Annotated in this window: 23 protein-coding genes; 14 read left to right on the forward strand and 9 right to left on the reverse strand. The window is 46.1% G+C overall.

The window, feature by feature from the left end:
* The first annotated feature begins 64 nt into the window (after nt 1-64).
* The 3 genes from QUB06_RS13515 to QUB06_RS13525 all read left to right on the forward strand — a co-directional run bounded on the left by QUB06_RS13515 (nt 65) and on the right by QUB06_RS13525 (nt 2,478).
* Entirely contained in the window at nt 65-415 is a 351-nt protein-coding gene (locus tag QUB06_RS13515; RefSeq protein ID WP_333435674.1) for a hypothetical protein, read from the forward strand.
* Nucleotides 400-1,776, forward strand: a complete 1,377-nt coding sequence (locus QUB06_RS13520) for a CAP domain-containing protein (RefSeq protein ID WP_333435675.1) — start codon at nt 400-402, stop codon at nt 1,774-1,776. The genes QUB06_RS13515 and QUB06_RS13520 overlap by 16 nt, the downstream gene beginning before the upstream one ends.
* Before the next feature lie 171 nt (nt 1,777-1,947).
* Complete coding sequence (locus tag QUB06_RS13525; RefSeq protein ID WP_333435676.1) at nt 1,948-2,478, forward strand: adenylate kinase; 531 nt, start codon at nt 1,948-1,950, stop codon at nt 2,476-2,478.
* Between the two features lie 69 nt (nt 2,479-2,547).
* On the opposite strand, the gene murQ is transcribed toward QUB06_RS13525, so the two are convergent.
* Together murQ and QUB06_RS13535 are read right to left on the reverse strand one after the other, a co-directional pair.
* Entirely contained in the window at nt 2,548-3,462 is a 915-nt protein-coding gene (gene murQ / locus QUB06_RS13530; protein ID WP_333435677.1) for an N-acetylmuramic acid 6-phosphate etherase, read from the reverse strand.
* Between the two features lie 249 nt (nt 3,463-3,711).
* Nucleotides 3,712-4,086 carry a DUF3110 domain-containing protein gene (locus tag QUB06_RS13535; RefSeq protein ID WP_006633173.1) on the reverse strand — a complete coding sequence of 125 codons (375 nt, stop codon included), beginning with the start codon at nt 4,084-4,086 and terminating at the stop codon, nt 3,712-3,714.
* A 504-nt stretch (nt 4,087-4,590) separates the two neighbouring features.
* Between QUB06_RS13535 and QUB06_RS13540 the strand changes: the two genes are divergently transcribed.
* The 4 genes from QUB06_RS13540 (at nt 4,591) to QUB06_RS13555 (ending at nt 14,193) form a co-directional block, all read left to right on the forward strand.
* Nucleotides 4,591-11,277, forward strand: a complete 6,687-nt coding sequence (locus QUB06_RS13540; RefSeq protein ID WP_333435678.1) for a translocation/assembly module TamB domain-containing protein — start codon at nt 4,591-4,593, stop codon at nt 11,275-11,277.
* A 56-nt stretch (nt 11,278-11,333) separates the two neighbouring features.
* Nucleotides 11,334-12,563 carry a clostripain-related cysteine peptidase gene (locus QUB06_RS13545; protein WP_333435679.1) on the forward strand — a complete coding sequence of 410 codons (1,230 nt, stop codon included), beginning with the start codon at nt 11,334-11,336 and terminating at the stop codon, nt 12,561-12,563.
* A 165-nt stretch (nt 12,564-12,728) separates the two neighbouring features.
* A complete protein-coding gene (locus tag QUB06_RS13550; RefSeq protein ID WP_333145635.1) occupies nt 12,729-13,091 on the forward strand; it encodes a hypothetical protein in 363 nt (120 codons plus the stop codon).
* Nucleotides 13,092-13,209: 118 nt separating this feature from the next.
* Entirely contained in the window at nt 13,210-14,193 is a 984-nt protein-coding gene (locus QUB06_RS13555) for an Rpn family recombination-promoting nuclease/putative transposase (RefSeq protein WP_333435680.1), read from the forward strand.
* Nucleotides 14,194-14,264: 71 nt separating this feature from the next.
* Here QUB06_RS13555 and QUB06_RS13560 read toward each other — a convergent pair whose 3' ends face one another.
* From QUB06_RS13560 to QUB06_RS13570, 3 genes are all read right to left on the reverse strand, one after another.
* Entirely contained in the window at nt 14,265-14,768 is a 504-nt protein-coding gene (locus QUB06_RS13560) for a DUF2243 domain-containing protein (RefSeq protein ID WP_333435681.1), read from the reverse strand.
* Between the two features lie 251 nt (nt 14,769-15,019).
* Nucleotides 15,020-15,295 (reverse strand): type II toxin-antitoxin system PemK/MazF family toxin, encoded by a 276-nt coding sequence (locus QUB06_RS13565; RefSeq protein ID WP_333435682.1) that lies wholly within the window; start codon nt 15,293-15,295, stop codon nt 15,020-15,022.
* Nucleotides 15,289-15,537 (reverse strand): hypothetical protein, encoded by a 249-nt coding sequence (locus QUB06_RS13570; protein ID WP_333435683.1) that lies wholly within the window; start codon nt 15,535-15,537, stop codon nt 15,289-15,291. Before QUB06_RS13570 ends, QUB06_RS13565 begins: the two co-directional genes overlap by 7 nt.
* Nucleotides 15,538-15,741: 204 nt before the next feature.
* Between QUB06_RS13570 and QUB06_RS13575 the strand changes: the two genes are divergently transcribed.
* The 3 genes from QUB06_RS13575 to QUB06_RS13585 are packed head-to-tail and all read left to right on the forward strand — an operon-like array spanning nt 15,742 to nt 16,361.
* Nucleotides 15,742-15,972 (forward strand): prevent-host-death protein, encoded by a 231-nt coding sequence (locus QUB06_RS13575; RefSeq protein ID WP_333042194.1) that lies wholly within the window; start codon nt 15,742-15,744, stop codon nt 15,970-15,972.
* Nucleotides 15,969-16,118 (forward strand): hypothetical protein, encoded by a 150-nt coding sequence (locus tag QUB06_RS13580; protein ID WP_333435684.1) that lies wholly within the window; start codon nt 15,969-15,971, stop codon nt 16,116-16,118. The genes QUB06_RS13575 and QUB06_RS13580 overlap by 4 nt, the downstream gene beginning before the upstream one ends.
* A gap of 45 nt (nt 16,119-16,163) precedes the next feature.
* Nucleotides 16,164-16,361 (forward strand): PIN domain-containing protein, encoded by a 198-nt coding sequence (locus QUB06_RS13585; protein WP_333435694.1) that lies wholly within the window; start codon nt 16,164-16,166, stop codon nt 16,359-16,361.
* A gap of 89 nt (nt 16,362-16,450) precedes the next feature.
* Here QUB06_RS13585 and QUB06_RS13590 read toward each other — a convergent pair whose 3' ends face one another.
* Entirely contained in the window at nt 16,451-17,896 is a 1,446-nt protein-coding gene (locus QUB06_RS13590; protein WP_333435685.1) for a GUN4 domain-containing protein, read from the reverse strand.
* Between the two features lie 6 nt (nt 17,897-17,902).
* Nucleotides 17,903-18,313, reverse strand: coding sequence for a Pepco domain-containing protein (locus tag QUB06_RS13595; protein WP_333435686.1), 411 nt, complete (start codon nt 18,311-18,313; stop codon nt 17,903-17,905).
* Nucleotides 18,314-18,650: 337 nt separating this feature from the next.
* Here QUB06_RS13595 and ispG point away from each other — a divergent pair, with 337 nt between their 5' ends.
* A complete protein-coding gene (gene ispG / locus QUB06_RS13600) occupies nt 18,651-19,871 on the forward strand; it encodes a (E)-4-hydroxy-3-methylbut-2-enyl-diphosphate synthase (RefSeq protein ID WP_333435687.1) in 1,221 nt (406 codons plus the stop codon).
* A gap of 345 nt (nt 19,872-20,216) precedes the next feature.
* Nucleotides 20,217-21,572, forward strand: coding sequence for a carboxyl-terminal processing protease CtpC (gene ctpC / locus QUB06_RS13605; RefSeq protein ID WP_333435688.1), 1,356 nt, complete (start codon nt 20,217-20,219; stop codon nt 21,570-21,572).
* A gap of 453 nt (nt 21,573-22,025) precedes the next feature.
* Here the strand turns inward: ctpC and QUB06_RS13610 are convergent, their stop codons facing one another.
* Entirely contained in the window at nt 22,026-22,232 is a 207-nt protein-coding gene (locus tag QUB06_RS13610; protein ID WP_333435689.1) for a DDE transposase family protein, read from the reverse strand.
* Nucleotides 22,233-22,531: 299 nt separating this feature from the next.
* On the opposite strand from QUB06_RS13610, the gene QUB06_RS13615 reads away from it, so the two are divergent.
* A complete protein-coding gene (locus QUB06_RS13615) occupies nt 22,532-25,042 on the forward strand; it encodes a heavy metal translocating P-type ATPase (protein WP_333435690.1) in 2,511 nt (836 codons plus the stop codon).
* A gap of 197 nt (nt 25,043-25,239) precedes the next feature.
* Here QUB06_RS13615 and QUB06_RS13620 read toward each other — a convergent pair whose 3' ends face one another.
* Nucleotides 25,240-25,587, reverse strand: coding sequence for a hypothetical protein (locus QUB06_RS13620; RefSeq protein WP_190659999.1), 348 nt, complete (start codon nt 25,585-25,587; stop codon nt 25,240-25,242).
* A 105-nt stretch (nt 25,588-25,692) separates the two neighbouring features.
* Between QUB06_RS13620 and tmk the strand changes: the two genes are divergently transcribed.
* Nucleotides 25,693-26,361 carry a dTMP kinase gene (gene tmk / locus QUB06_RS13625; RefSeq protein WP_333435691.1) on the forward strand — a complete coding sequence of 223 codons (669 nt, stop codon included), beginning with the start codon at nt 25,693-25,695 and terminating at the stop codon, nt 26,359-26,361.
* The last annotated feature ends 389 nt before the right edge of the window (nt 26,362-26,750 follow it).

Below are 26,750 nucleotides of genomic sequence, written 5' to 3' on the forward strand. Positions count from 1 at the left end.
CCTGCGCGGTTGTCAATTTTGAATTAATTTAGATTTTTTTGTGAGGATTCTACTAAAAACTTAGTTGGTGATCGCACACAGAATTCAGAAACCCGGTTTCTTCCTATATTTGTCGTTCCTCTCTGCAAAAATCGTAGAAACCGGGTTTCTAGCCAGCAAGCCAGCGGGCTGGGTGCGCCGCGTAAACCATACTAATCAGGAAAAATCTCAAATCTCAAATCTCAAATCTAAAATTGTATTGATGCCACGGGCGATCGCAAATTCCTTTGAAACTCTCCTTAAATTCGAGCGTACTCTTCCATTTTTCAATCAGAGCCAGCCTCTTGACATCCCCACTTTGAGAACAGCTATAATCAAAATAAATACAGCAGCGGCAGGGATTAACACAATTATTGAATTGTGCCGGGCCAGCTAGCGATCGGGGAAACTATCGTTAAGAGGGTAAGTCATCTACCAGCCAAAAAACTCTTAAAACTCTTGAACGTCCCCATGCTTGAACAACTACAAAATTCCGGTTATCAGTCCTCTGACATTTTAATAGGAGAGCGATCGGTCTCTCAAGTTGCACCAACTTCAACCACCAATCAAAACTTTATTAACAGAGTTTTAGAACTTACCAACATCGAACGCAGCAAATTAGGTTTGTCCCCGCTAACCTTAAATACTCAGTTACTAAATGCGGCGGCAAATCACAGCCAAAACATGGCACTGCAAGACTTCTTTTCCCATACCGGAAAAGATGGTTCGTCATTAGGAAGTCGGATTTCTGCAACGGGCTATCAATTCTCAGCGGCCGCAGAAAACATTGCTGCGGGTTCTTCTACACCCGAACAAGTTGTATCATCGTGGATGAACAGCAGCGGCCACCGGACTAACATTCTTAACCCGAATCTCAAAGAAATTGGGATTGGTTACTATTTCTTAGCCGATGATACTGGCACAGAAAATTGGAATCACTATTGGACGCAAGTTTTTGCGACTTCTCTTGACGGTAGTGTCAATCCCGCACCTACTCCCACACCTACTCCCACACCTACTCCCACACCCAACACTATATCTATTACTTCGCCAATACCCAATGCTACAGGGGACGGCAGCCCGACGACAGCACCCAAAAATACAGCCAGTGGCGGCAATTATTTCCTATCAGATAGTGCCGATACTCAAATACCGACAAATGCTGCGGGATTGCCAATATTTGCCCTTTCCGGCAAAGATAATATCACCGGGGGAGAAGGTGTTGATAGCATTAATGGAATGCAAGGTGCGGATACAATTAATGGCGCAGGAGGCAATGACAGCTTATCCGGCGGCAAAGAATCCGATTTAATTGATGGCGGTGTTGGCAATGATTTTATCAGCGGCAACAATGATAACGATCGACTAATTGGATCTGACGGTAACAATACTATCCGTGGCGGAAAAGAAGATGATGTCTTGATTGGCGGTAACGGCGACGAGTTGTTGGCGGGCGATCGCGGGCAAGATATGCTGACGGGCGGCGGCGGAAATGATACGTTTATCTTAGCAGGAGGTTTGTCTGCTTCGGCTACTTTAATTAGTGCCGATGTAATTGTCGATTTTGGGGCTGGGGATAACATTGGTTTGACTGACAGTATCGGATTTGCCAACTTGACTTTTGAATCTGTGAGTTTGCAATTGGATGGAGGTGCAAGTCTCGCTTCTACGGCGATTAAGTCGGGGAACAATTATTTGGGCATCGTGCAGGGTGTAAGTCAAAGTCAGCTTACATCGAGCGTTTTTGTGAATGGGTAACGGGGAATCGGTAGTGTAAAATTTCATTTATGCAGCTTGTAAGGTGCGTCAGTTGGTAGGGATGGGATGGGTAGCCCAGATTGTCGAAGCTGACGCACCCTACTACTTCAGTTGTTATAGCAATTCTCCAAAATCTTGCTACAAACTGCATGATTACTAAGAGGGATAACTATGAAAAAAGTAGCCGTGTTTGGCAACGCTGGAGGCGGTAAATCAACTCTAAGCAAGAGATTATCAGAAATCACTGGTTTGCCACTTTACCCCTTGGATAAGATTCAATATAAATCTGGGGGCGCTGAGGTTCCAAACGAAGAATATAAGCAGATCCATGAGAAAATTTTGGCTACTGACCGATGGATTATAGACGGTTTTGGTTGTATGGAAACCGTCTGGCTTCGACTCAACGAGGCAGATACTCTGGTTTTTGTCGATCTGCCCCTATACGTGCATTTTTGGTGGGTGACTAAACGACTAATCACAGGTAGCTTTAGGCTACCAGAAGGCTGGCCTGACAAGAGTCCGATCTTGAAGAGTTCAATTAATAGTTACCGCGTTCTTTGGTTGTGTCACAAGTATTTGACTCCCAGATATCGCGAGTATGTCGATCGCGCCCAAAATACCAAAAGTGTTTATCACATCAGATCCACTGAAGAGATTTCACAATTTTTTGCATCGATATCGCAAATGACAGTTGACAGTTGACAGTTGGCAGTTGGCAGTTGTTAATGACTAATGACTGCTGACTGCTGACTGCTGACTACTGACTACTGACTAATGACTAATTGATGCTACTGCCGATCGCAAATTGCCTTGAAACTCGCCCAAAATTCGATCGCACTCTTCCTTTTCCAAATTAGTCCAGTGCATCATCAAAGCTAATTTAACCGACTTGCCGCTTTTTTCGAGCAAAAAACCCGCCTCATCCCGGTTCAAATCAGTCAAATCCTGCAACATCCGCACAGCCCGATCGCGCAATTTCTTATTAGTAACCGCCACGTCAACCATCCGATTGCCGTAAACCTTCCCCAGCTTCACCATTACCCCAGTCGAAATGATATTTAAAGCCATTTTTGTGACTGTACCCGCTTTCAAGCGCGTCGAACCAGCCACTACCTCCGGGCCAACCAACAACCGAATATCAACATCAGCCTCAAAATTCACTTGTTCGACGGGTACGCAGGCCATAAACACAGTCTTCGCCCCCCGCTGGCGCGCCGCCTGCAAAGCGCCCGCCACAAACGGCGTCGTACCTCCAGCCGTAATGCCCACAACCACATCTAAATTGGTAATTTGACGGTGGGCGATCGCCTCAGCCCCATCCTCAGCCCGATCCTCCAAATCCTCCGAACTCCGCACCAAAGCCCCCGCACCCCCGGCAATTATGCCCTGTACGAGTTCTGGCGGCGTGCAGAAGGTGGGGGGACACTCGGCCGCATCCAGCACCCCCAAACGCCCGGAAGTACCCGCACCGACGTAAAACAGGCGGCCTCCTTGACGCAGAGACTCGGCTGCAATGTCGATCGCTTGGGCTAACTGTTCGCGGGCGCGGGCGATCGCGCTTAAGGTTTGGGCGTCTTCCCGGTTGAACAAGTCCACTAATTCGATCGAACTGAGTTGGTCTAAATTCTCGCTGTTGGCATTCACCTGTTCCGTCAGCAGATGCCCTCTTTCTTCTAAATTTTTCATGTTTTGTGATTAGTCATTAGTCATTGGTCATTGGTCATTAGTCATTAGTCATTAGTCATTAGGTTTACAAAATAGGGTACGCATTGCCTGCCCGCTGGTGAGCTTGGTGAAGTCGTGACTCAAAGGCTCGAAATTTGCGGTTCTGGCGATCGGCTAGATCTACTTCCGAGAGAGAGGCAATTACCCATTACCCATTACCCATTACCAATAACTGCTGACTAATGACTAATGACTAATGACTAATGACTATTACAAAAGTCCTTCGAGTCGGCGGCGAATAGAATCCAGTTCGTTTTGGGAAACGTCAGAATCCGGCTCCGACTCCGGCTCAAGCTCCGGCTGCCACTGAGTCTGTGTTACATTGTCTTCTGGCGGGATCGCCAGCGCCCCCGCGGGCACAAGTTCCCAATCATAATCAACACTGTCGCAGAACTCCTTAATTTCCTCATCGTCGATCGCCTCGACAGCGGGTTCGGGAAAATCCTGAGCTTCCAACATCACGCCAAAGCGGGTGGCGTCGTCTTCTGACTCAAACATCAGAACTTTATTGCGATCGCCGAGTTGAATGGTATGAATTCCCTCATTCTCGGTGCGGGCATTGAAGAGTAAGACGAACACTCGCATAAGTTTTAAAGACCTTCTTAACCACCGTTTTTTTATCTTAGGAGCGATCGTGCGATTTTAGATTTTAGATTTTAGATTTTAGATTGACTGTCGGTTTTAGGTGGTGTTGCGTGTTTTGATTAAGTTCGGTAAAGGTTTCTGGAGTCTACCCTGGAGGGGGACGTGTTTAGATTTTAGATTTTAGATTTTAGATTTTAGATTGACCACCGAGCCTGCACTAGCGGGATCGAGAGGATTTAGGGGAGTTGGAGGACTTGGTATTAGGTGGTGTTGCGTGTTTTGATTAAGTTTAGTAAAGGTTATTGGACTCTGCCCCGGAGTGGGACGTGAATCTTGAAATTCGATCCTCTGCTGCAAGCTTCGCTAACGCCCGATCGGCACTTCCGATCTCACTTGTGAGTCTACCAAAGGCAGAAGCCACGCTGGCGGATCGCAGAAATTATACCTGTCTAAAATCGGCTGATTCCCTTAATTCCTGAATTCTCTGATTTCTGAGAAACACCCATGACTAACTCGGACGATAACAAAAATCAACTCGCACCCCGTCCCCACCGCCGCTGGTGGCGTCTGCTGCTGCTTAGCGGTACGGGATTGGGCATTCTCGCCTTGGTTGGCGCGGCGCTAGGATACCAGTGGGTGCGGGAAAAGTTAGCTCCTTTGGTGGAAACTGAAGTCAGTCAGTTGCTGAAGCGGCCCGTGCAACTCGGACGTTTGGAGGGATTTTCTCTGACAAGTTTGCGGTTTGGCCGATCGACTTTACCTGCAACTCCTACCGATCCGGATTACGCTTCTACAGAAGCAGTTAAAGTAAAGTTTTCGGTTTGGCAACTGCTGTTCACCCGCACTCTCAAATTAGATATTACTTTAGTTCAAGCCAACGCTTATATCGAACAGGATGCTAAAGGCCGCTGGGTTAATCTTCCCACTGCGGAGCGGAAATCTCCGGGTTTATTTAAAACAGAAGTTGAAGCAATTCGAGCTGAAAATGCCGCCGCAGTTTTGGTGCCTAGTCCCGCAGTCGGACAGAAAACTTCGGCTCCTATTTCTGTAAATCTGAGAAATGGCAGTGCTCTATTTCGCGACCAAAATCAGCGCGTTCTCTACGAAGTAAACGGTCAGTTTACTAACAGCGATAATTTTATACTTAAAGCTGACTCTATGTTACCTGCAGCTCAAACTAACGTACAGTTGCAGGGTCAAAATTTGCCTTTGCCCGACCTCGCTCGCTTGCTAAGACTTTCCGGCATTTCTTTACAAAAAGGTCTTGCTAATGGCAATTTGACCGTGCAAGTGCGAGAGAATAAAGTATCGGGAATTACCGGAACGGCTAGTTTTGGAGGAGTGCAAGCGAGTATTCGTCCGCTGAAACAAATCATACAAAATAGCAGCGGTCAGTTGCGGTTTCAGGGAACTAATTTTATTGTCGATAGTCTGGCGGCTAATTACGGTCTAATTCCGCTGAGAATAGCAGGAACAGTTGCAACTGGAACTAATTTTAATTTGGAGAACGCTAGCTTCAATCTGACAACTAGCGTGCAACCAGTCGCTTTTGCAAGTGTTGTCAGTGCGGTGGAGACAGAGTTAGGAAAGAAAGTAGTATTGCCCGTTGCTTTTGCAGGGGAGGTGAAGGCGGATGCCAAGCTAACTGGAACCGTTGATCTGCCGGTGCTCACAGGTGCGATCGCCTCGACAAAACCCGCTACAGTCGATCGACTGCAATTAAATAATATTAGCACTAATTTCAAATTGGAACGCGGGAGAATGGCTCAAACCCCAACTCCCAATCCTAAATCTTCTATTCGCCCTTTTTCCTCTTTAGCTTTGACTTTGAGCGATATTTTGGTAGTGCCGGCGGCGGGGGGTAAAATTGGGGGCAAAGGTCAAGTTGATATTGCTTTAAAAAGTAATAATTCGCCATCTGGTTTGGTGTTTGACTTGCAAGCTGAAAACTTGCCTGCAGATGCGATCGCCCAAATTTACGCTCTCCCAATTCCTGCTACTGTTACAATTGGCAGTGTCTCCGCAAAAGCTCAAATTTTCGGCCCGTTAGACAACATTCAAGCTAGAGTTCAATGGCAAGCACCGCAAGGGACTTTCCCCGCTGCGGGCGAAATTCGAGCCGGAGGAAATTCGGCGGATTTGCAAAATACGGTTGTGAAAATTGGCGACGCTTCTGTTAACGTGGATGCTGCGCTAAAAGACCGTCAGTGGCAAGCTTTGATCGAGGGCGATCGCGTGGATCTCAACAGTTTGCAGCAAGTCGTACCAGACCTTAATTTGCCTCCTGAACTAGCGGGTTTGTTCAGTGGAACCGTCGAAGCTACGGGAACTCTGGACGATTTGAGTTTAAATGCGATCGCTGCGACGGGCAAAGGAACGCTGACTATTGCTGACAGTATTGTTGATGTTAATGGCGAACTAAAATCTGGTAACTGGCAAGTTTTTGGCATCACTGAAAAATTTGCTGTCAATCAATTGATTGATATTGGAGTGCCGTTTTTAACCCGGGAAACAACCGCCAATCTCGACAATCTAAAATCCAAAATCCAAAATCTCAAATCGTTAAACGGGCAGCTAGTAGGTCAATTTCGAGTGGCGGGCAATGTTGACAATTTGACGGCGGGCGGAATCAATGTTAGTGGCAACGGTCTGCTCAATTTTGCCGACAGCAATGTCAATTTAAACGGAGAATTGGTAGCGGGAAACTGGCAAGCCAAAGCAGAAACCGATCGCACTTCCATCAGCCGCTTGGTAGATTTGACACTGCCGATTTTAGATGTGGCTTCAGCATTCAATCCCGAAAATCAGCAATCTGCCAATCTCAACAATCTAAAATCCAAAATCCAAAATCTCAAATCGATTGACGGACTGCTATCGAGTCAAATTACAGCATCGGGAAGTCTTGACAATTTGACTGCTAGCAGCATCAATGCCAGCGGCAGTGGCAGACTCAATCTTGCTGGCAGCAATGTTAATTTAAAAGGAGAATTGGCTGGGGGAAACTGGCAGGGAACGGCAGAAACAGATCGCACTTCCATCAAACGCTTAGGAGATTTAGGATTGCCCCTGTTAGATGTTGGCTTGGCTTTCGCTGCTGACAATCCCCAAACAGTCGCCAATATCAACAATATAAAATCCAAAATCCAAAATCTCCAATCGCTTGACGGACAAATATCCAATCAAATTCAAGCCAGCGGCAGTCTTGATAATTCAACCGCCGCTGACATAGGGGTCAGCAGCAGCGGCAAACTCAATATAGGGGACGGTACTCTTGCTTTTAGAGGTAAATTAGAAGACAGACGCTGGCAAGCTTTCGCCGATGCCGATCGAGTTATTCTCAGTCGCTTAGAACAAACTATTCGGAATCTCCAACTGTTTCCGCTAACGGCGACTTTGCCTAAAGGATTTGACGGCAGAGTTAACGGCGAATTCCAAGCAGCGGGCAGTTTGGATAACTTGACAGCCAAGGGAATTAGTGGTAGCGGAGAGGGAGTGATTGTGGTCGATCGACTCGGGGCGATCGATACTACGGCCAAATTGGAAAACGGCAACTTGCAAGCATTGCTGGAAACCAACGGAATTGCCGTCAGTAATTTAGAACAAACCCTCAAACAAACAGGTTTGCTGACAGCGGATTTACCGCCAGAAATTAACGGAACCCTCGACGGCCAAGTCCGCATTTTGGGAACAGTAGATAATTTAACTGCCAACGGCATCACCGCCAACGGCGACGGACAAATTCGACTCGCCAATGACGGAGGAATTGTCAATGCTAAAGGCAGCGCCGCATCGGGGAATTGGCGCGCTTCTATCGAGGGCGAGCAAATTGCTCTAAGTCGCTTCCAGCAAGCTTTTGAGTCGCAGCGACAAAGCTTGCAAACCGGAGGTGTAGTCTCTGGTTCCCAAAATCTCCCCCAGCTTGGAGGACTGTTTAACGGCAATATCAATTTATCCGGCCCGATTGGGGCGGGCACGGGGGCACCGCCCCTACAAAATGTTCGCGCCGGTGGCAGTTTCCGCATCTCGGAATTGCCGTTTTTGAAACAACCTTTCGAGGCAGTATTTAATTGGGACGGCAAACGGGTGGAAATTGAGAACGCCACAACTCCCGGTTTGACAGCAAACGGCTTTGTTAACGTCGAACTCGAAGGTAAAGGAGGGCCCTCAATTTCCAACGTAGATTTGGATGTCAAACTCGCCAACTTTAACCTGGCAGCCTTACCAGCAGAACAACTAGGATTTTTGTCACCAATTGGTGACAAAAATCCTTCAGAGAAAAACCCACCCCTGCGCGGCAATGTCGATTTTACCGGCAGCCTCACCGGAACCCTCGCCGAACTCAGCTTAGTTGGCGACGTGGAAGTGCGGGGTTTAGCAGTAAATCAAGTCGCTTTTGACCCGGTACTGGCGGGGAGTGTGAATGCGGATGCTGGGAAAAGTGTAGATTTGCGTTTGGCCGGTCGCCAAGACAAAATTCAAGTCGCTTTAAATCAATCTTTTCTGCCGACATCTTTCTTAATTCAACGCGGGGAATCTGTGGCTAGCGGCCAAACCGAGGGAGAAACTTTGCGAGTTAATTTAAGCGATTTTCCCCTCGCTGCTTTGAATCTATCACCCGGTAAAGAGGCAGGTTTGGGGCCGATAACTGGTACGGTTTCGGGACAAGTAAATGTGCCCGGTTGGAAGATGCCGTTAAATCCGGCGACTTTGCAAGCAAGCGGACAAATTGCGATCGCCCAACCGGCGATCGGCTACATTAAAGGTGACAGTTTCCAAGCCGAATTCAGCTACGCTAACGGCAGCGCCACTCTCACAAATGGCATATTCCGCCAAGGCAGCGGTCAATACTTAATTTCCGGCAATGTTCAAACAGGCGCCAACCCGCAATTTGCCGGGAAAGTTAACGTCCAGCAAGGCAATTTGCAGCAGGTTTTAGCCGCTTTGCAATATTTCAATTTAGGCGACTTGGCGAGAGGCTTAAAACCTCCTGTTTACGGTGACAGTGGCGACGTGCAAACTGTAGCAGTGGGAGAACCAGAAGCCCCGCTAATCGAACAGTTGCGCCGCTTGGCAGAAATTGAAACAATTTTGCAGCAGCAGCAAGCAGTTAAATCATCAGAAAAATTGCCTCCCTTATCTCAATTGCAAGGCACTTTTGGCGCGGAAATTGCTGTCGCCGGTTCTTTACAAACAGGTGTGCAAGCTCAATTTAACGTGAAAGGCGATAACTGGCAGTGGGGAGAATATGTCGCTGAAAAGTTCAGCCTTGAAGGCAGTTTTCAGGACGGAATCTTAACTGTTTTGCCTTTGGAAATTCGATCGGGCAAAAGTGCGATCGGCTTTTCGGGACAACTCGGGCAAAAAGCTCAATCCGGGCAGTTGCGGGTAGAAAATGTGCCGGTGGAAGAGTTAGCAGAACTGGTGGAATTGCCTTTTGTGGATGTCACGGGAAATTTGAATTTGCGGGCGAATTTGGCCGGCAGTTTGGAAAACCCGCAAGCCACGGGAGAATTGAGTTTGGTTGAGGGTACGCTAAACGGAGAACCGATTAAACAAGCCGACGGCAGTTTCAGTTACAGCAATGCCCGCCTGAATTTTGGCGGCAGCGCTTTGGTAACTCAAACCGAACCGATTGAAGTGCAGGGAAGTTTGCCTTTTGAGTTGCCGTTTGCAGCCGTGAAAGCTGATAGCAATCAAATTGATGTGAGGGCGAATTTGCAAAATGAAGGTTTGGCAATTATTAATGTATTGACTCCACAGGTGGCGTGGGTCAGTGGCCAGGGACAGGTGCAAATTCGCGTAGGAGGAACGCTGGAAGACCCTGTAGCGCAAGGAATTGCAAATTTTGAAAATGCAACTGTCCGCGCGCAAGCCTTCCCAGAACCGCTGACAGGGGTAACTGGGACGGTGCGCTTTGAGGGCGATCGTATTCGGGTAGAAGGAATTCGGGGACAGTTGAGTCAGGGAGAAGTTGTGGCTGCTGGCGTGATTCCGCTGTCTGTGCCCTTCGCCGAGGGCGATGTCGATGCGGATAATCCCCTGGCTGTGAATCTCGACAAGTTGGCAGTGAACCTGAGAGGATTGTACAGCGGCGGCGTTGTTGGTCAAGTGCAGGCAAGGGGCACGGCTAGGCGCCCGCAGTTGAGCGGTAATATTGAACTCTACAACGGTGAAGTATTTCTCCGGAGTCCCGGCGGTGGCACAACTCAGTTAGCTTCTTCCTCTTCTGCTTCTGATTCTGATTCGGATTCCACATCTTCCCCTTCTCCTGCGACTGAGGTTTCTGATTCCCCTTCTGCTGCGACTTCCCCTTCCCCTTCCCCTTCCCCTTCCCCTTCCTTTGAAGTTGGATTGAACGATTTGCGGCTGAATTTGGGCCGGGGAATTCGGGTAACGAGTGCGCCGATATTGAGTTTTCAGGCGACTGGGGGCTTGACGGTGAATGGAACTTTAGATGACCTTCGCCCGGAGGGTACGATTCGGTTGACTTCCGGGTCGGTGAATTTGTTTACAACGCAGTTTAGACTCGATCGAGGATACCCGCAGACTGCTACCTTTGTACCAACACAAGGACTCGATCCGACGCTGGATGTGAGATTAGCAACTTCGGTGCAGGAAGTAACGCGGTTCCGCACTCCCGGCACATCTGTAGCCTCTGAAATAGCAGACGAACCGACAACTTTCGGCAATGTGCGGAGTGTCCGAGTTCAAGCGTTAGTGCAGGGAAGGGCTTCTCAGTTGGGGGAAAATCTGGAGTTGAGGAGTTCTCCGAGTCGATCGGAAATAGAGATTGTAGCGCTGTTAGGCGGCAGTTTCGTGGAGACTTTGGGACAGGGAGACAGTACACTGGCGATCGCAAATTTAGCGGGTGCGGGTTTATTGAACAACCTTCAATCTGCGATTACTAACGCCACAGGATTGAGCGAATTTCGCTTATTTCCCACTCGGATTAGAGGGAACGAAGCACAAAGTGCTAGTTCCAGTTCGGGTGCAGGTTCTCTCGGTTTAGGTTTAGAAGTTGGGTTTGACATCACGCGCAATATTTCAGCATCAATCATTCGAGTTTTGTCAGCAAATCAACCAACAGAATTTACTGTGCGCTATCGATTGAGCGATAAACTTTTACTCAGGAGTTCCAGTAATTTTCAAGGAGACAATCGCGTCACTGCTGAATATGAATTGAGGTTTTAGTTAGCCAAAAATACCTTCTACAAAAAGCTGACTATCCTCAATCAGGAGCAGAGAATGTGAAAAGAAGAAAAGCCATCAAACTGATAACAGTAAGTATTAGTTCTTTAATAGAGACAATATATTACTCGGAAAGCCAATATATGCTTGGAAGTCCGGTCAAAAATCCTTATGACTGGATATTACTATACTGGATGCCCTATGACAATAATCTCTCAAGATTCGGACAACCAATTATTCAAATGCTAAGTAAAGGTGTAAAAAATGACAAAGTTTTAGTAGTAGTGCAATCAGACTTTAGTGGCTCAGCACAAGTTTCTAGAAGCATCATTAGCCAAGGTAAAGTTGATACCCAATACTTAGTAACAGCAGATAGTAGTAGTGCAGAAGTCTTGAGTGAGTATCTGACTTGGGCAAAATCTCAATTTCAAGCCAGACGCTGGGCTATTGTGTTTTTAGGTCATAGCGGAACGCTTATGGAAATCAGCCCCGACGAACATCCCACGTCCCCTTTAATTTCAGAAATTAGATGGATGAATCTTCAAAAAATAAATCAAGTTATATTGAATTTTAACCAATCTGTAAAGGGAAATCTAGAATTATTATTTTTCCAAAATTGTAATAAAGGAAATATTGAAGTACACCATACCTTCCAAGATACTGCTAAGTATACGCTTTCATCTCAACTCCAACTTGGAGTGCCAAATTACTATTATGAGCAATTGTTAAGCCATGTGAGCGATTATCCAGACATTGATGGTTCTCAGCTAGCTAAAAAAATTATGGATTATGAACACCCTGATATGTACCATAGTTTGACATTAACTAACAATCATTATTTCCGCTACTTTACCGAAAAAGTTAATGTTGTGATTGATTCTATTTTGCAAGCAGATATTGCGCCAGTGAAAGTTTTTATATCCTCAATTTTAGGGCCTGAAGTCAATTTTTCCAATAACACTACTGTAGTAGTTTATCGTAGCTTTGGAGAAACCTTTGTAGATTTCGCAAATTTTTTACAAAAACTTACCCAATTATCAGGTGCAAATCCGTCAGCTTGTAACGATTTATTGTTATTTTTAAATAATTTTCTCATTCAGAGAGTGCAACAGAATGGTGAATTACTGGACTCAAGAATTAGGCATAAGTATAAAAACTTATCAGGCTTAGGTTTATTCTTACCTAGAAATCGGCAGAAACTGGAAAAGTATTTGTATTTATCGGTTTATTCAGACTTAAAGCTTGTAGAGCTTTTTGAGGCAGTTGTATTCGAGACAAAAAAGAACTAAAGGTATTGGGGATATTTTACTTTCCCGACTTCACAGAAGCAGTCTGGGAGGTAAAACAACAGCCAGCATTCGCTCCCAATTCCCACTTCCCAATGCTATAATATAAATAGCAGAATCAAAGCCCTGCTGTTAACCCCGCACACAAGGTTATAGGAGTTAAGTCAAATGGCAAACAAACTCCAAGTAAAAACAGAGTCGATCGGCTACAGCGACTTTTACTGGAACCGCTTTAGTCCGAGAGTTGCGACTATCAGCAGTGTCCGCAACGCCAATCACTGGGACGGCGGATTTATCACCTATATTGCATTTCCCACAAAAGTAGAAGCTACAGCAGCAATGAAATATTTGCTCTTGCATCAAAAAGCTGCTGATGTCGATATGCGGAAAGCCAAGCGAATGAAAGCAAAAGGCATTCGGTGGGAACTCAAAATTCGGGGTTTAGCTTTTAATGAAGTGCTGAAGCTTGCGACGATGGATATAACTGGAAAGCTAGTTATGTCGCCTGCTACTACTCAAGCCACAGGCTGATAATTGAAAAACTTCGTAGTTGCGCTAAGGGTGGTAAAGCGCAACTACCAACCTAAAAATCCCTAAAATATTGCATTGTCCTTCTTCCTTCTTCCCTCTTCCCTCTTCCTTCTATAATATGCGTTTCATCAGCCCCAAAACAGACTTTGCATTCAAAAGAATATTCGGTTCTTCCGAACATCCAGAAATTCTCATCAGCTTCCTAAATGCAATGCTGTATAACGGAGAACCAACCATCCAAGAATTAGAAATAATTGACCCTTATTCAGCGGGAAGCGTTACAGGATTGAAAGACACTTACCTGGATGTCAAAGCCAAGATTACCGGAAACAAAACCGTGATTGTGGAAATGCAGGTACTCAACGTCGCCGCCTTTGAAAAACGGGTAGTGTACAATGCAGCCAAAACCTATTCTACTCAACTCAAAGCCGGAGAAGGTTATTTAAAGTTAAATCCGGTCATTGCTTTAACCATCACCGACTTTATCTTATTTGAAAACACCGAAAAACTAATCTCTAACTTTGAATTCACAGAAACCGAAGAGAAATTCGTCTATCCCAACTGCGAGTTAAAATTAGTGTTTGTAGAGTTACCGAAATTCAAAAAAGAATTGAATGAACTCGAAACTCTGCCGGAAAAATGGATTTATTTTATGAAAAATGCGCCCTCTTTGGAAGCAGTACCAGAGACATTGGGGTCTATTGAAGAGATTAATACCGCGCTGGGAATTGCCAACCGAGCAAATTTGACCCTAGACGAATTGAATGATGTAGACAAGCGAGAAATGTTTATCCAAGACCAAATCGGGTCTGTGATGAAAGGGATAGAAATTGGTCTACAACAGGGGATTGAACAGGGAATACAACAAGGAATCGAACAAGGAATCGAACAAGGAATCGAACAAGGAATCGAAAGGGGTAAAATTGAAGGGGAAATAGGATTAATTATGCGTCTACTCGTGCGGCGGGTGGGTGATGTTACACAGGAAGTTCAAACTCGTATCCAGGGGTTATCTGTGGAACAGTTAGATGATTTGGGAGAAGCTTTGTTGGATTTTAGGAGTCAAGAGGATTTGATTGCGTGGTTGGATGCTGCGGGATGAACTGATGAGTTAAAAAGAGAGTGGGGGATTTGTAACGCGGATTTGGTATAATTCCCAATCTCTGCATTCATTTAAACTTTAGTATCTGCGGGAACTTCCCTCTGTACCAGCATCCAACCTAACAGCGCTAAACTAACTCCAAGAGCGAGAAATCCTAAATCCCAAGCTAACTCGTTGATACCGGGTTTGACGTGGTGGATTCCCAAAATTTGATGGTCAACAATGCCTTCAACAAAGTCAAACAATCCAGCACCAATTAATATTGAACCGAAAAAAGTTTGAGTTGACAAAGGAACATCTTTGCGCTTCACCGCACCCCACAAACAGAAGATTCCCGCCACTGTTACCAACCAATCCGCAGCGTGAAACAATCCATCTCCGAGGGTATTTAATTCTAGACCCGCAACGGTAGAATCGGTTTTAACGCTGCTAAACATATGGTGCCACTGCAGGAGTTGGTGCAGCACAATGCCGTCAAAAAAGCCGGATTGACCGATTCCGAGGAGAATTCCTGCGATAATTAGAGGTCGGCGGTTGTTAGCTGCGGTGGTTGGTGCGTTTGTGCGATCGTCCAATGGAAAACCTCAGATTATTTAACTGCTGAGCCTGGGTCGGTGAAGGGATTTGCCAGTACATTTTTTAGTTTTGCTGGGGAGGAGGGGCGATCGCATCATCCGCAAGAGAGATTTCTACATACTCTTGATGCTTAATGCCAACTACAAATCTAGTTTATAATTTGATTAACTATTCATCAACAGTCATATTCTCAAACAAAATAGGTTGAATTCGCCTCAAAACTTCCTCAATTATATTTTCTGGACATTCACTAAGAAAACTTGCCTGCCTTGCGCCATAATCTTGCATAACGGAGTTGATCCGTCATAATTACACCTGTTATCGCTTCACCTTCTGGAATGGGAAGATAAAACGGATTTTTGCGTTGTGTGTTGCTGATGGGACAAACAAACACAAACCCCATTTTTCGGTTAAATTTAGTTTGACTCACCACCAGTGCAGGCCTAGTCCCCATTTGTTCGTGTCCTGATTGAGGGTCAAAATTGAGGCGAATAAAATGACCTCGTTCGGGGATATAGTTTACCAAACTTCCTCTCCTTCTGGTTTTCCCCAAGAGACTTCTTCGCTAGATTCTATTTCGCCTGCCAATAATTCATCTAGGGTATACTTTGATACTTTATTATTTACAGGCTCTATGACCAGTTTCCCATTTTCTATGCTGCAAATTACTGAATCTTCGACTTTAAGGTTGAGAAACTTTACTATGTAGTCTGGTATTGGCAAAGCCAAGGAATTACCTAATTTGCTGATGTGTATTTTAGCTGTCATACAGTTGCGATGTTAACACTCAGGTTGATTTATTGTAACACAATATTTTTCCGTTAAAAAAGTAATTATTCGATCGCGCACCTCAGCTAATTGAGAACTGAGCAAAGTCCCTGCGATGGCTTTCCCGTAGCGCAATGACAGGCTTAGCTAAGTGAACCGTCTTAAGATATAATAGAGTTTTAACACAACACCAATCATTGTCCTATGAAAACCATAGACAAAAGTCAATTAACCGCTCAATTACTAGAACTTTTGCGACTTGTCGAGCTGGAAGGCGAAGATATTTTAGTGATGGATGGGACTAAACCAGTTGTGATAATTTCTCAGTATGAAAAGTCTCTTTCAACTGAAGAATTATTTAAGGATATGCGGGGGAAAGTAAAATATTTTGAAGATTTAACTACGCCAACAACTGAAGAATGGCAGGAAGTATGACTGTTGTCCTTGATACCTGCGCTCTCATCTGGTGGAGTTTAGATCCAGAGAAACTTTCTCAATCGGCAAAAGATGCTTGTCAGCAGATGGAACAAGAAAAAAATGGTTTAGTTCCATCAACGGCAATCTGGGAAATAGCTATCTAGATCAAAAATCATAAGTTAGATTTAGGAGTAAGTATTGATGACTATATCGCTACTTTAAAAAAGTCTAAGGTTATTCGGATCGTTCCAATTGATGAGGACATTTGGCTAGAAAGTGTCAAATTAGAATGGGAACACCGATCTCCAGCAGATAGAGTGGTTGTAGCAGTTGCCAAAAGAAGTCAAGCTGCTATTATTACAGCCGATCAAAAAATAGCTAGTTTCTACTCTTTAGTAATTTGGTAAATTGAATATGCCAGGTATCGGAAACGTAGAACTGGCGTGGTTTCGTGGTTTTTGCCTTTGTAATAAATCTTTATGAAACCCTGAAACGCTTAGATGTTACAGTCTACAAGTCTCGACGCCAGAGAAGGAGGAGCCGCCCCACCCCCCCCTGCTGGAAGGTGTCCTTCAGGTGCTTTGGTGTTGAATTTTAGATCATTATATTCTCTCCACTCACTATTCACACGCCAACCTACGCGATCGCAAAACGCTTCCCATATTTTACGAGCATATTCCCTGGTTCCCCCCAGACTTTGATAAATGCGTTTCTGCACCGAAAAGCCGAAGAGTCCCTTACTGTATTTTACCCAAAGTTGGTCAATAGTTCGCAAGTCTTCACAGGGAAATTGATCGATATCTTCCTCCCTCAGCCAGCCTTCGCTTGTTCTCGCCGCTACTTCCAGCATTTTGTTAGCCGTTTCCTTATCCGCTTCTTTCCATTTTCCAGTTGCCAGTAAATCGCGCAACTTAGTGTAGTCTACTCGCCGCTCAGATTTGAGAGGAACATCAGGCTCAATAGGAGTAGAATTATGAGGTGCAGGTTGGGGAGATTGGTCGGTTTTAGCACGATCTTCAGAACTCCGCTGATGTTGTGCAATGGCAATTCTTTTTAGTGCTTTAATAGCATCCATATCACCGGAAGATGCAGCTAACACCCGAATCCACAACTGTTCTGCCAAATCAAAATCTTTGTGAACTTCAGCAGAGAAAGCATCATTTTTTATCGTTGCAACATCAGTGAAGGTTGCATATCGCGGGCAAAGAATTAAGTGACACTTCGTGACAGGCTCTGCAATAACGTAAGGTGTTTGTCGCACTTTTTCGCTTTTGTGTTGCCGGAGAAGTTCAGGCAATCGCCCACTCAAATAATGATTCAATCGCTCAACAGTTGCACATTGACCTTGAATTCCTAACCCGTCCAGAAATGCTTTTGTAAAAGCACCCTGCTGTAAATCATCAAGTTCATATGACAACTCATTAGGACTGCAAGAAAAAAATGTAATGACTCCTTTTTGGCGCGCAACTTCAGCCGATTGATTGCCGATTCCTTCTCCTGATTTACTCCCTTGACCCCCACGACAAGCATCCAGAATCAGGACAACATTATCAGCACCGCAGCGACGCAAACGTTCTGTTACATAATTAATCGAAATCGCCGTATGTTCAACATCCCCCGGATCGCTATCGCAAGCCATCAGGTAATCACACCCATTATGGGGCATCCCGTGCCCGCTGAAGAAAAACCAAAAGTTATCCCCATCTGCCATCAAGGGTTTTTCAAACATCGTCCTCAAAACTTTTTTTAGATTGGCAAAAAAAGGACGAGTCTGTAGACCTTTATAATCGGGCGAGTCATCAGAGAAGAACAAGACTTGCTCAAACCCCGCTTCTTTGACAAGAAACTCTCGCATTAACTGTGCATCCCGGTTGGCATACTTCAGCGGTTGCAGGAACTCATATTTATTGATGCCAATTGATATCGCCCAATTTTTTCCCATCTCACCTTAAGACTTCCGTTTAAATCTCAACAATACAGTTCTGGTATCTGCAACTTTAGCTCCCAGACCGACTAAACTGAAAGAACCCTCGGCGTTAATCGCAACGGATAAATCAATTTCAGATAACTCGATCGATTTCATGTCAGCTTCCGCATCCGCACGGGTGAACATTTGATCTACCGTTTGCATCAAGTCAACCAATTCTTTTTCTAATTTCTTGATACTGACATTGTGAAGTCGCAAGCTATCAACCGCTTTTGCCGCCTGCTTTTGGGTCGGCTCATTTGGCTGCGCGTCCCAAGCATCACTCCAATCCACGCCTATATGTCCCCCATTCTTCGCACCGTCAGAATCAGGTGCATCAGGAGACTCATCCGAAGTATCGGCGGTCACAATCCAAATCGTTTCATCTGGCATAAGTGTTTAAGACTCCAAACTATCGAGATAATTTTGCTAGATGCGATCGCCCCCAATAATCTTAGATTGTACCTAAAATTTATCAACTGTTAAACAAGCCCCCGGATTCATCTGTGGAATGGGCATATTGCCCGCCCGGAATGTTAAATTTTAATACTAAAAAATCGATCACCCGATCGCCCAAACATACATAATGTGACTTACAAGTTCGATCGTACTTCTATCAAAAATCCTAAATCCCAAAACCTCTTTGCCCAAACAGACCCTTTCTGTGCAAACCTAAAAAACAGCAGACACAATTTTATAAACTCTAATTACAGAACACTCGCAACCAGTTATGCAAACTCTGCCGAACCCCACTAAAACCGCATCTAGCCAACCGATTTTCGACACCACCATCAAACGCCGCAAAACCCGACCCGTCCAAGTCGGTAGCGTCACCATCGGCGGCGGCAACCCCGTCGTCGTCCAGTCGATGATTAACGAAGACACCCTCGACATCGACGGTTCAGTCGCCGGAATTAGGCGCTTGCACGAGATTGGCTGCGAAATCGTCCGCGTCACCGTGCCCAGCATGGCCCACGCTAAAGCTTTAGCCGAAATCAAGCAAAAACTGCACGCCACCTACCAACCCGTGCCCCTCGTCGCCGATGTCCACCACAACGGCATGAAAATTGCCCTGGAAGTGGCCAAACACGTAGACAAAGTGAGAATCAATCCCGGACTTTACGTGTTCGAGAAGCCGAAAGCCGACAGAAGCGAATACACCGACAGCGAATTCGCGGAAATTGGCGAAAAAATCCGCGAAACCCTGGAACCTCTGGTGATTTCCCTGCGCGACCAAGGCAAAGCTTTGCGAATCGGCGTCAATCACGGTTCCCTCGCCGAACGGATGCTGTTTACCTACGGCGACACGCCCGAAGGCATGGTAGAATCCGCCCTGGAATTCATCAAAATTTGCGAATCCCTCGACTTCCGAAATATCGTAATTTCCCTGAAAGCCTCCCGCGCGCCGGTGATGGTGGCTGCTTACCGCTTGATGGTGCACCGGATGGACGAACTCGGCATGGATTACCCGCTGCATCTCGGCGTCACGGAAGCAGGAGATGGCGAATACGGCCGCATCAAATCCACCGCAGGCCTGGCACCTTTGTTAGCTGACGGTATCGGTGACACCATCCGCGTCTCGCTGACAGAGGCCCCAGAAAAGGAGATTCCCGTTTGCTACAGCATTCTGCAAGCCTTGGGACTGCGGAAAACGATGGTTGAGTATGTCGCTTGTCCTTCCTGCGGTCGCACTTTGTTTAATTTAGAGGAAGTGTTACACAAAGTGAGAGAGGCGACGAAGCATCTCACGGGTTTGGATATAGCAGTAATGGGCTGTATTGTCAATGGGCCGGGAGAAATGGCTGATGCTGATTACGGCTACGTCGGGAAGCAACCGGGTTATATCTCGCTGTACCGGGGCCGGGAAGAAATTAAGAAAGTGCCGGAAGACCGAGGGGTGGCAGAATTGATTGACTTGATTAAATCGGACGATCGCTGGGTCGATCCTTAATTGCTGTCGTTAGCGCAGCCCTCGGAGAGGATCGCCCCTAATGCGTGTTTTAAACCCGGAGATCCCCCCTAACCCCCCTTAGTAAGGGGGGGACAAGAGCGATCTAAGTCTTTGTTAAGGGGAGACAGGTGAGGTTAAAGTCAACCCCTACTCCCCTTCTTAAGGGGGATTTAGGGGGATCTAGGGTTCGATACAAACGAGAAAGACAGAGGGTTTCACTCTTAAGTTGATACCGCAGAACTCGGCAAAGTTGAATAATATATGTACGCCAAACGCGAGCGGGCCTTGCCTGTGTTAGATTGAGCGTAATTATTCTGAACTCTTTTCCTCCCGCGCGTCACACAAATGGTTATAACAAAACGAGGGCTTGTTCTAAGTGCAGCAGCGGTGGTACTCACTGCCGTAACTCTTGCAAACACTGGTTGCAGTTCTAAATCTCTGGCTTCTTTTAGGGGAAGCCCTAAAGAGTTGGTTGATGAAGTTTGGCAAATTATTGACAAAAGTTATGTTGATGGCACTTTTAACCAGGTTGACTGGAAAGCGGTGCGGAATGATTATTTGAACCGGACTTATACCAGCGACGACGAAGCTTACAAAGCAATTCGGGAAATGCTGAAGAAGCTGGATGATCCTTATACGCGGTTTATGGACCCTCAAGAGTTCAGAAATATGCAGGTTGAAACTTCTGGGGAACTGACAGGAGTTGGGATTCAGTTGACTCAAGATGAGGAAACTAAGAAGTTGACAGTGATTTCGCCGATCGAAGATACCCCTGCTTTTAGTGCTGGTATTCTGGCAAAAGATATCATTACTAAGATTGACGGCAAGAGCACAGAAGGCATGGATACGAATCAAGCGGTAAGTTTGATTCGTGGCCAGGTGAATACTGAAGTAACGCTGACTATTTTGCGGGGAAACAAAGAATTAGAATTTAAGCTGAAACGCGCTAAAATAGAAATTCATCCCGTGCGGAAGTCGGTGCAGAAAACCCCGATCGGAGAAGTCGGCTATATTCGCTTAAATCAGTTCAGTGCGAATGCTGCATCGGAAATGCGATCGGCAATTAAGGATTTGGAACAGAAAAAAGTAACGGGCTATATTTTAGACTTGCGTTCCAATCCCGGCGGGTTGCTGTACGGAAGTATTGAAATTGCTCGGATGTGGCTCAAAGAAGGTACGATCGTCTCGACGGTCGATCGAGTCGGTGAGGCCGATAAACAAACGGCAAATAAGGGAGATCTCACAGACAAACCGTTAGTTGTACTGGTAGACGGCGGTTCAGCAAGTGCTAGCGAGATTCTATCCGGTGCTTTGCAAGACAACAAACGCGCGGTTTTAGTGGGAACAAAGACGTTTGGTAAAGGTTTAGTTCAGTCAGTACGCGGCGTGGGAAATGGTGCCGGTTTGGCGGTGACAATTGCCAAGTATTTTACTCCCAAGGGCACTGATATCAACAAGGCCGGGATTGAACCGGATTTCAAGGTAGAACTCACCGAGGCTCAAAAACAGGAATTGAGGCGCGATCGCGATAAAATCGCTACGACGGCCGATCCGCAGTACGCGAAAGCTATGGAAGTTTTGACACAGCAAGTTACTGGTAAAACAGGGAACAATAAGGCGGAGTCGAAACCGAATGCAGCGCCACCTAAACCGAATGCGGCGCAAGCAAAACCGAGTGCAGCACCTTCTAAATCTAGGTAGAAAACCTGTTTCAGTTGACAGTTGACAGTTGACAGTTGACAGTTGATAGCGACCTCTACCTGGAAGGAAGAGGACTGGAGTAATGAATAGTCTTCTTTTAATTTCTCCCGCTTATGGGTTCCGGCTTTAAACCAATTCTTTCTGGTAAGGTTTCAGTTAAAAAAAAGCATTCGGGCGAAGATTTACGGCTAAAAGCCCAGATTTTAAACTCGAATGCTTCGCTATTTTTTGCAATGCGTCCGGTGCAACCGAAATTGATCTAATTCATCTGCGTTAATCTGTGTTAATCTGCCCTCATCTGCGGTTAAAAAAAGAGAATATGTTAACCGCAGATGACAAGGGATGGACGCAGATTCACGCAGATGCAGAGAAGAGAGATAGGAATAATTTTGATGCTAACAGATTGGATATCACGTTAGCTTTCGCGATGGGGAGGAAAGCAATAGTAATTCGTCATTGCGGCTGGCATTTGCCGGCGCGAATTAATCCGATGCGGCGGGCGATCGCATCTTCGGCCGAATCGTAAGGGCCCCACTTTTCAATAATACTGGATTTTTGTTCTTCAAGTTGCGCGATCCTCTGCGAGGGCTCCGCCAACGGCAAAATCTCGCAATTACCGGCAGGACGTTTGATAATATAAAATTTGGGTGTTTCTGTCATAGCTAAATTCGTCAAATAAAAGCTGGATATTAACTAGGCAATGGGATCATTATATCAAATAAGGAAACGGCAATGCGGTGTCCTAAGTGTGCCTTAGCATTAAACTCGCAGTCAGAAAGTAGTTGAAACCCCTGCCGGAATGCGGATTTAACCGCCTGCAACTAATAAGAATTAAAAAAAACTAACACTTTTGGAAGATGCCACAATATTTATCTATGATAAAAATATAGACATTTGTCTAAACAGTGCATTAAACCATTTCACAAGCACCGAAATATTCTAATCAATACCAAAAAACCATGCAATTTCTACCCAAAACAATCCCCGAAATCCAACCAGAAATCATATCAGTTAAAGAATCACCGCCAGAACTTGTTACTTTCGATGTCGGCGGGATGAAATGTGCTGGCTGCGCTAAAGCTGTGGAACGCCAACTTATGCAGTATTCAGGCGTAATTTCAGCTTGCGTTAACTTGGCCGTAGAAGTCGCGACGGTTGAGTGTCAACCGGGGGCTGTCGATGCAGAGGCTTTAGCGAAAAAGTTGACTGATAATGGATTTCCCTCTCAGTCTCGTTCCGGTGAAAATCAGCGGGAAGCAGAAGCGGCAACAATTGAACGGCGACAGCAAGAAATTCGACAGCAAATCAAGCAATTGACGATCGCCCTGATCCTAATTATTCTATCCGGTTTAGGTCACGTACTCGGCACAAAAGCCCCAATTCTCAGCAATATTTGGTTTCACTGGGGACTTGCCACCCTCGCTTTGCTGGTACCGGGCCGCCCGATTATCGTTGATGGGTGCCGCAGTTTGTGGCGAAATGCACCCAACATGAATACTTTGGTAGCTTTAGGCGCTGTTACAGCTTACACCGCTAGCAACGCGGCGCTGCTGTTTCCACGGATGGGATGGGAGTGCTTTTTTGACGAACCGGTGATGCTGCTGGGCTTTATTTTGTTGGGCAAAACTCTCGAACAGCAAGCCAGACGCCGCGCTGCATCAGCTTTGCAAGCTTTAATCGCATTGCAACCGGCGAAAGCCCGCTTAGTTGATTTTAAACTCCCGACTTTAGATGTGCGATCGCAAGAATTGCCTTTAAACTCGACATCAGAGGTCTACGATCCACAATACATTGAAATTCCCGCCGATCGCGTCCGAGTCGGAGAATGGCTGCAAGTTTTGCCGGGGGAAAAAATACCGGTAGACGGCGAAATTTGCGAAGGCAAAACAACGATAGATGAGTCGATGCTGACTGGCGAATCAATGCCTGTTTTGAAGCAACCAGGAGATACAGTGGCGGCGGGAACTATCAATAAATCCGGGGCAGTTGTGATGCGCGCAACTCGCACCGGTAAGGAAACAACTGTAGCTCAAATGGTGGCTTTGGTGCAGGCCGCCCAAACTCGCAAAGCGCCGATTCAAAATTTAGCTGATACTGTGGCGGGATATTTTGTGTATGGGGTAATGGGGATATCGGTTTTAACTTTCCTATTTTGGTATTTTGCCGGGACTCATATTTGGCCTTCTGTGCTTTTAGGACACGGGGCAATGGATATGGGACACGGGGCAATGAATATGGGAAATGAATTGCCAATTATCCATTATCAATCGCCTTTGCTCTTAAGTTTGAAATTGGCGATCGCAGTTTTAGTGATTGCTTGTCCTTGCGCTTTGGGACTGGCTACCCCAACTGCAATTTTAGTCGGTTCTGGCATCGGGGCGGAGCGCGGGCTTTTAATTCGCGGTGGTGATGTTTTAGAACGGGTGCATCAATTAGATACGGTGGTTTTTGACAAGACTGGCACTCTGACAACCGGAAATCTCACACTCACAGATTATTTGCCGGTTTTCCAGAATTCCGAGTGGGATTTGAACTCAGATATTAATGTTGGCAACAAACAAGATGTTGCTTCCACAATTGATGGAGTTTCTGCAAGTGCGGTTGACTCAAAACTGCTGCAAATTGCGGCGGCGGTGGAAAGGGGCGCTTGTCATCCCATCGCCGCAGCGATTTTGCTGGAAGCTCAACAACAAGGTTTGCCGCTGCTAGCTGCTGAGGATTTCTGCACGGAACCGGGATTCGGGGTTTCTGCTTTGGTGGAGGGCCGACGGGTGTTCGCGGGGAATGCCGAGTGGATGAAGGAGCAGGGGGTCGCTGTGGCGACGGAACTTTTGGGGTCTTTGCAAGGCAAAACGGCGGTTTACGTGGCTTCTGGGGGCGTTTTGCTGGGGGTAATCGGGCTAAAAGATACTCTGAGGCCGGATGCTAAGGCGGCGGTGGAACGTTTGCGGGGCATGGGATTGCGGGTGATGATGCTCACGGGGGATACGGCGTCTGCGGCGGCGGCGACGGCGCAGCAGCTAGATTTGACGGCGGCTGATGTTTTGGCCGAGGTACGGCCGGAGGGGAAGGCGAGGGCGATCGCGGCTTTGCAAGCCCAAGGCTGTAAAGTGGCTGTGGTGGGGGATGGTATCAATGACGCGCCGGCTTTGGCTCAAGCTGATGTCGGTATCGGTTTGCACTGCGGTACTGATGTCGCAGTTGAGACAGCTCAAATTGTGCTGATGCGAAATGCTTTGATGGATGTTGTTGAGTCGATCGAGCTGGGGCGCGCTACTTTTAATAAGATTCGTCAAAATTTATTTTGGGCTTTTGGTTACAATACTCTGGGAATTCCGGTTGCAGCGGGTATCTTGCTGCCTGCAACCGGAATTCTACTCAGTCCTGCGGCGGCCGGAGCATTTATGGCGTTTAGTTCTGTTAGCGTGGTTACAAATTCTTTGCTGCTGCGACGCGGATTTCGAGCTTAAATTTAGGGATTGCAGATAAAAGTCGGAGGTCATCGGTCATTAGCTAGAAACTAATGAATAATGACCTCCTCCCAATACGGATACAAGCCCCCCACACCAGGAGCCGAGACCAAAGAAGTTTCGACGTTAGTTCGAGGCCCCAGATAAATCTGTGGAGTCACTCTAAAATCTACAATGTACAATCAACTGACTGATGGCTAGAGTGCCATACTTTCCAAGAGTCGCCAATTATTGTTGTTCATAATTGAACGACTCACTAGCTCGAACATTTGACGACAGTGATTGTTGGTTTGCAGGGGCAGTTCCTCGTTTTTAATCACGAAGTTCATGCGAACCTCTGAGTCGCTGGCCGTGTTTTTCTCAATTAGGACTTCTGCGGTGACAAGTTTGGCAATCGAAACTTGACCTGGGAGCTCGCGAGCCATGACGGAATCTCCTGTATTGTAGATAATATCAAGATTGCATGACTCTAAAATTTCAATCAGGGACTGACGCAGACGGTCGATGGGAACCGCAACGATAAAAAAACCAGTATAGCGAGCCATAAAAAACTCCAGCCGTGAGGCATTTAGACTTTATTATCATACCGAAGATAGAACAGATGCACAGAACAATATGGATTTATTTTATTCAGGTGGGAAGTTAGGGCAATGAAGGGTAAACTTATCGTGTTTGAGGGGGTTGAAGGTGCCGGTAAAACTACGCAAATGCAGCGCTTGATACAGTTCCTGCAAGCAAGTTGCTTTCTGAGTGTCCGCTTGGTGGCTACTCGCGAACCGGGGGGTACTGAGCTGGGAAGGGGACTGCGACATTTGTTGCTGAAACAAGATGGGGGGGAATCTGTATCCGATCGAGCAGAATTACTCATGTACGCTGCCGATCGCGCTCAACACGTCGAAACTTTTCTTAAACCCCAGTTATCTAAGGGAACGATTGTTTTATGCGATCGCTTTACTGACTCTACGATTGCTTATCAGGGCTACGGCCGCGGTCTTAACTTAAATTTAATTAAGCAGTTGAATGAAATTGCTACCGGTGGCTTGGAAAGCGATCTGACTTTGTGGCTGGATATTAATGTGGAGGCGGGTTTGGCGAGGGTAAGGGCTCGGGGAGGGTGCGATCGGATCGAGCAAGCAGATTTAAAGTTTCACCGCCTTGTGCAGCAAGGTTTTGCGGAGTTAGCCCAGGAAAATAAATCTCGAATTGTCCGGATAAATGGCGATCGGCCTGAATATGAAGTCGCTCAGGAAATTCAAGCTATTGTAACTCGCAGGTTAGAAGCTTGGGGATATTTAAATAATACCAATTCTGAAAAGTAAGCTTACATAGATAGCCAGAAACCGGGTTTTTTACGAAATATTTGCTAAAAATCCTCAAGTTCGAGGAAAAACCCGGTTTCTTCGTTGTAACTAACTCACCATAGGGTAGCGGGGCAAAATTCTTGAATAGGTAGTCATTACATTCAGCGCCCCTGACAAGCGAATTTCAAAGGTGGTACTCGCCAAGTGATTTATCCGTGGAATCAATCCCAAATCGAAAATCCTCAAGCCCCCGCATTTATCCGTGGGGTAAATCTAAAATCTAAAATCTAAAATCTAAAATCGATTGACGCACCCTACAATAACTTCCTTCTGTCAACTGTCAACTGTCAACTGTCAACTGTCAACTGTCAACTGTCAACTGTCAACTGTCAACTGTCAACTGTCAA

Source organism: Microcoleus sp. D2_18a_D3 (genome assembly GCF_036702455.1).
GTDB lineage: Bacteria > Cyanobacteriota > Cyanobacteriia > Cyanobacteriales > Microcoleaceae > Microcoleus.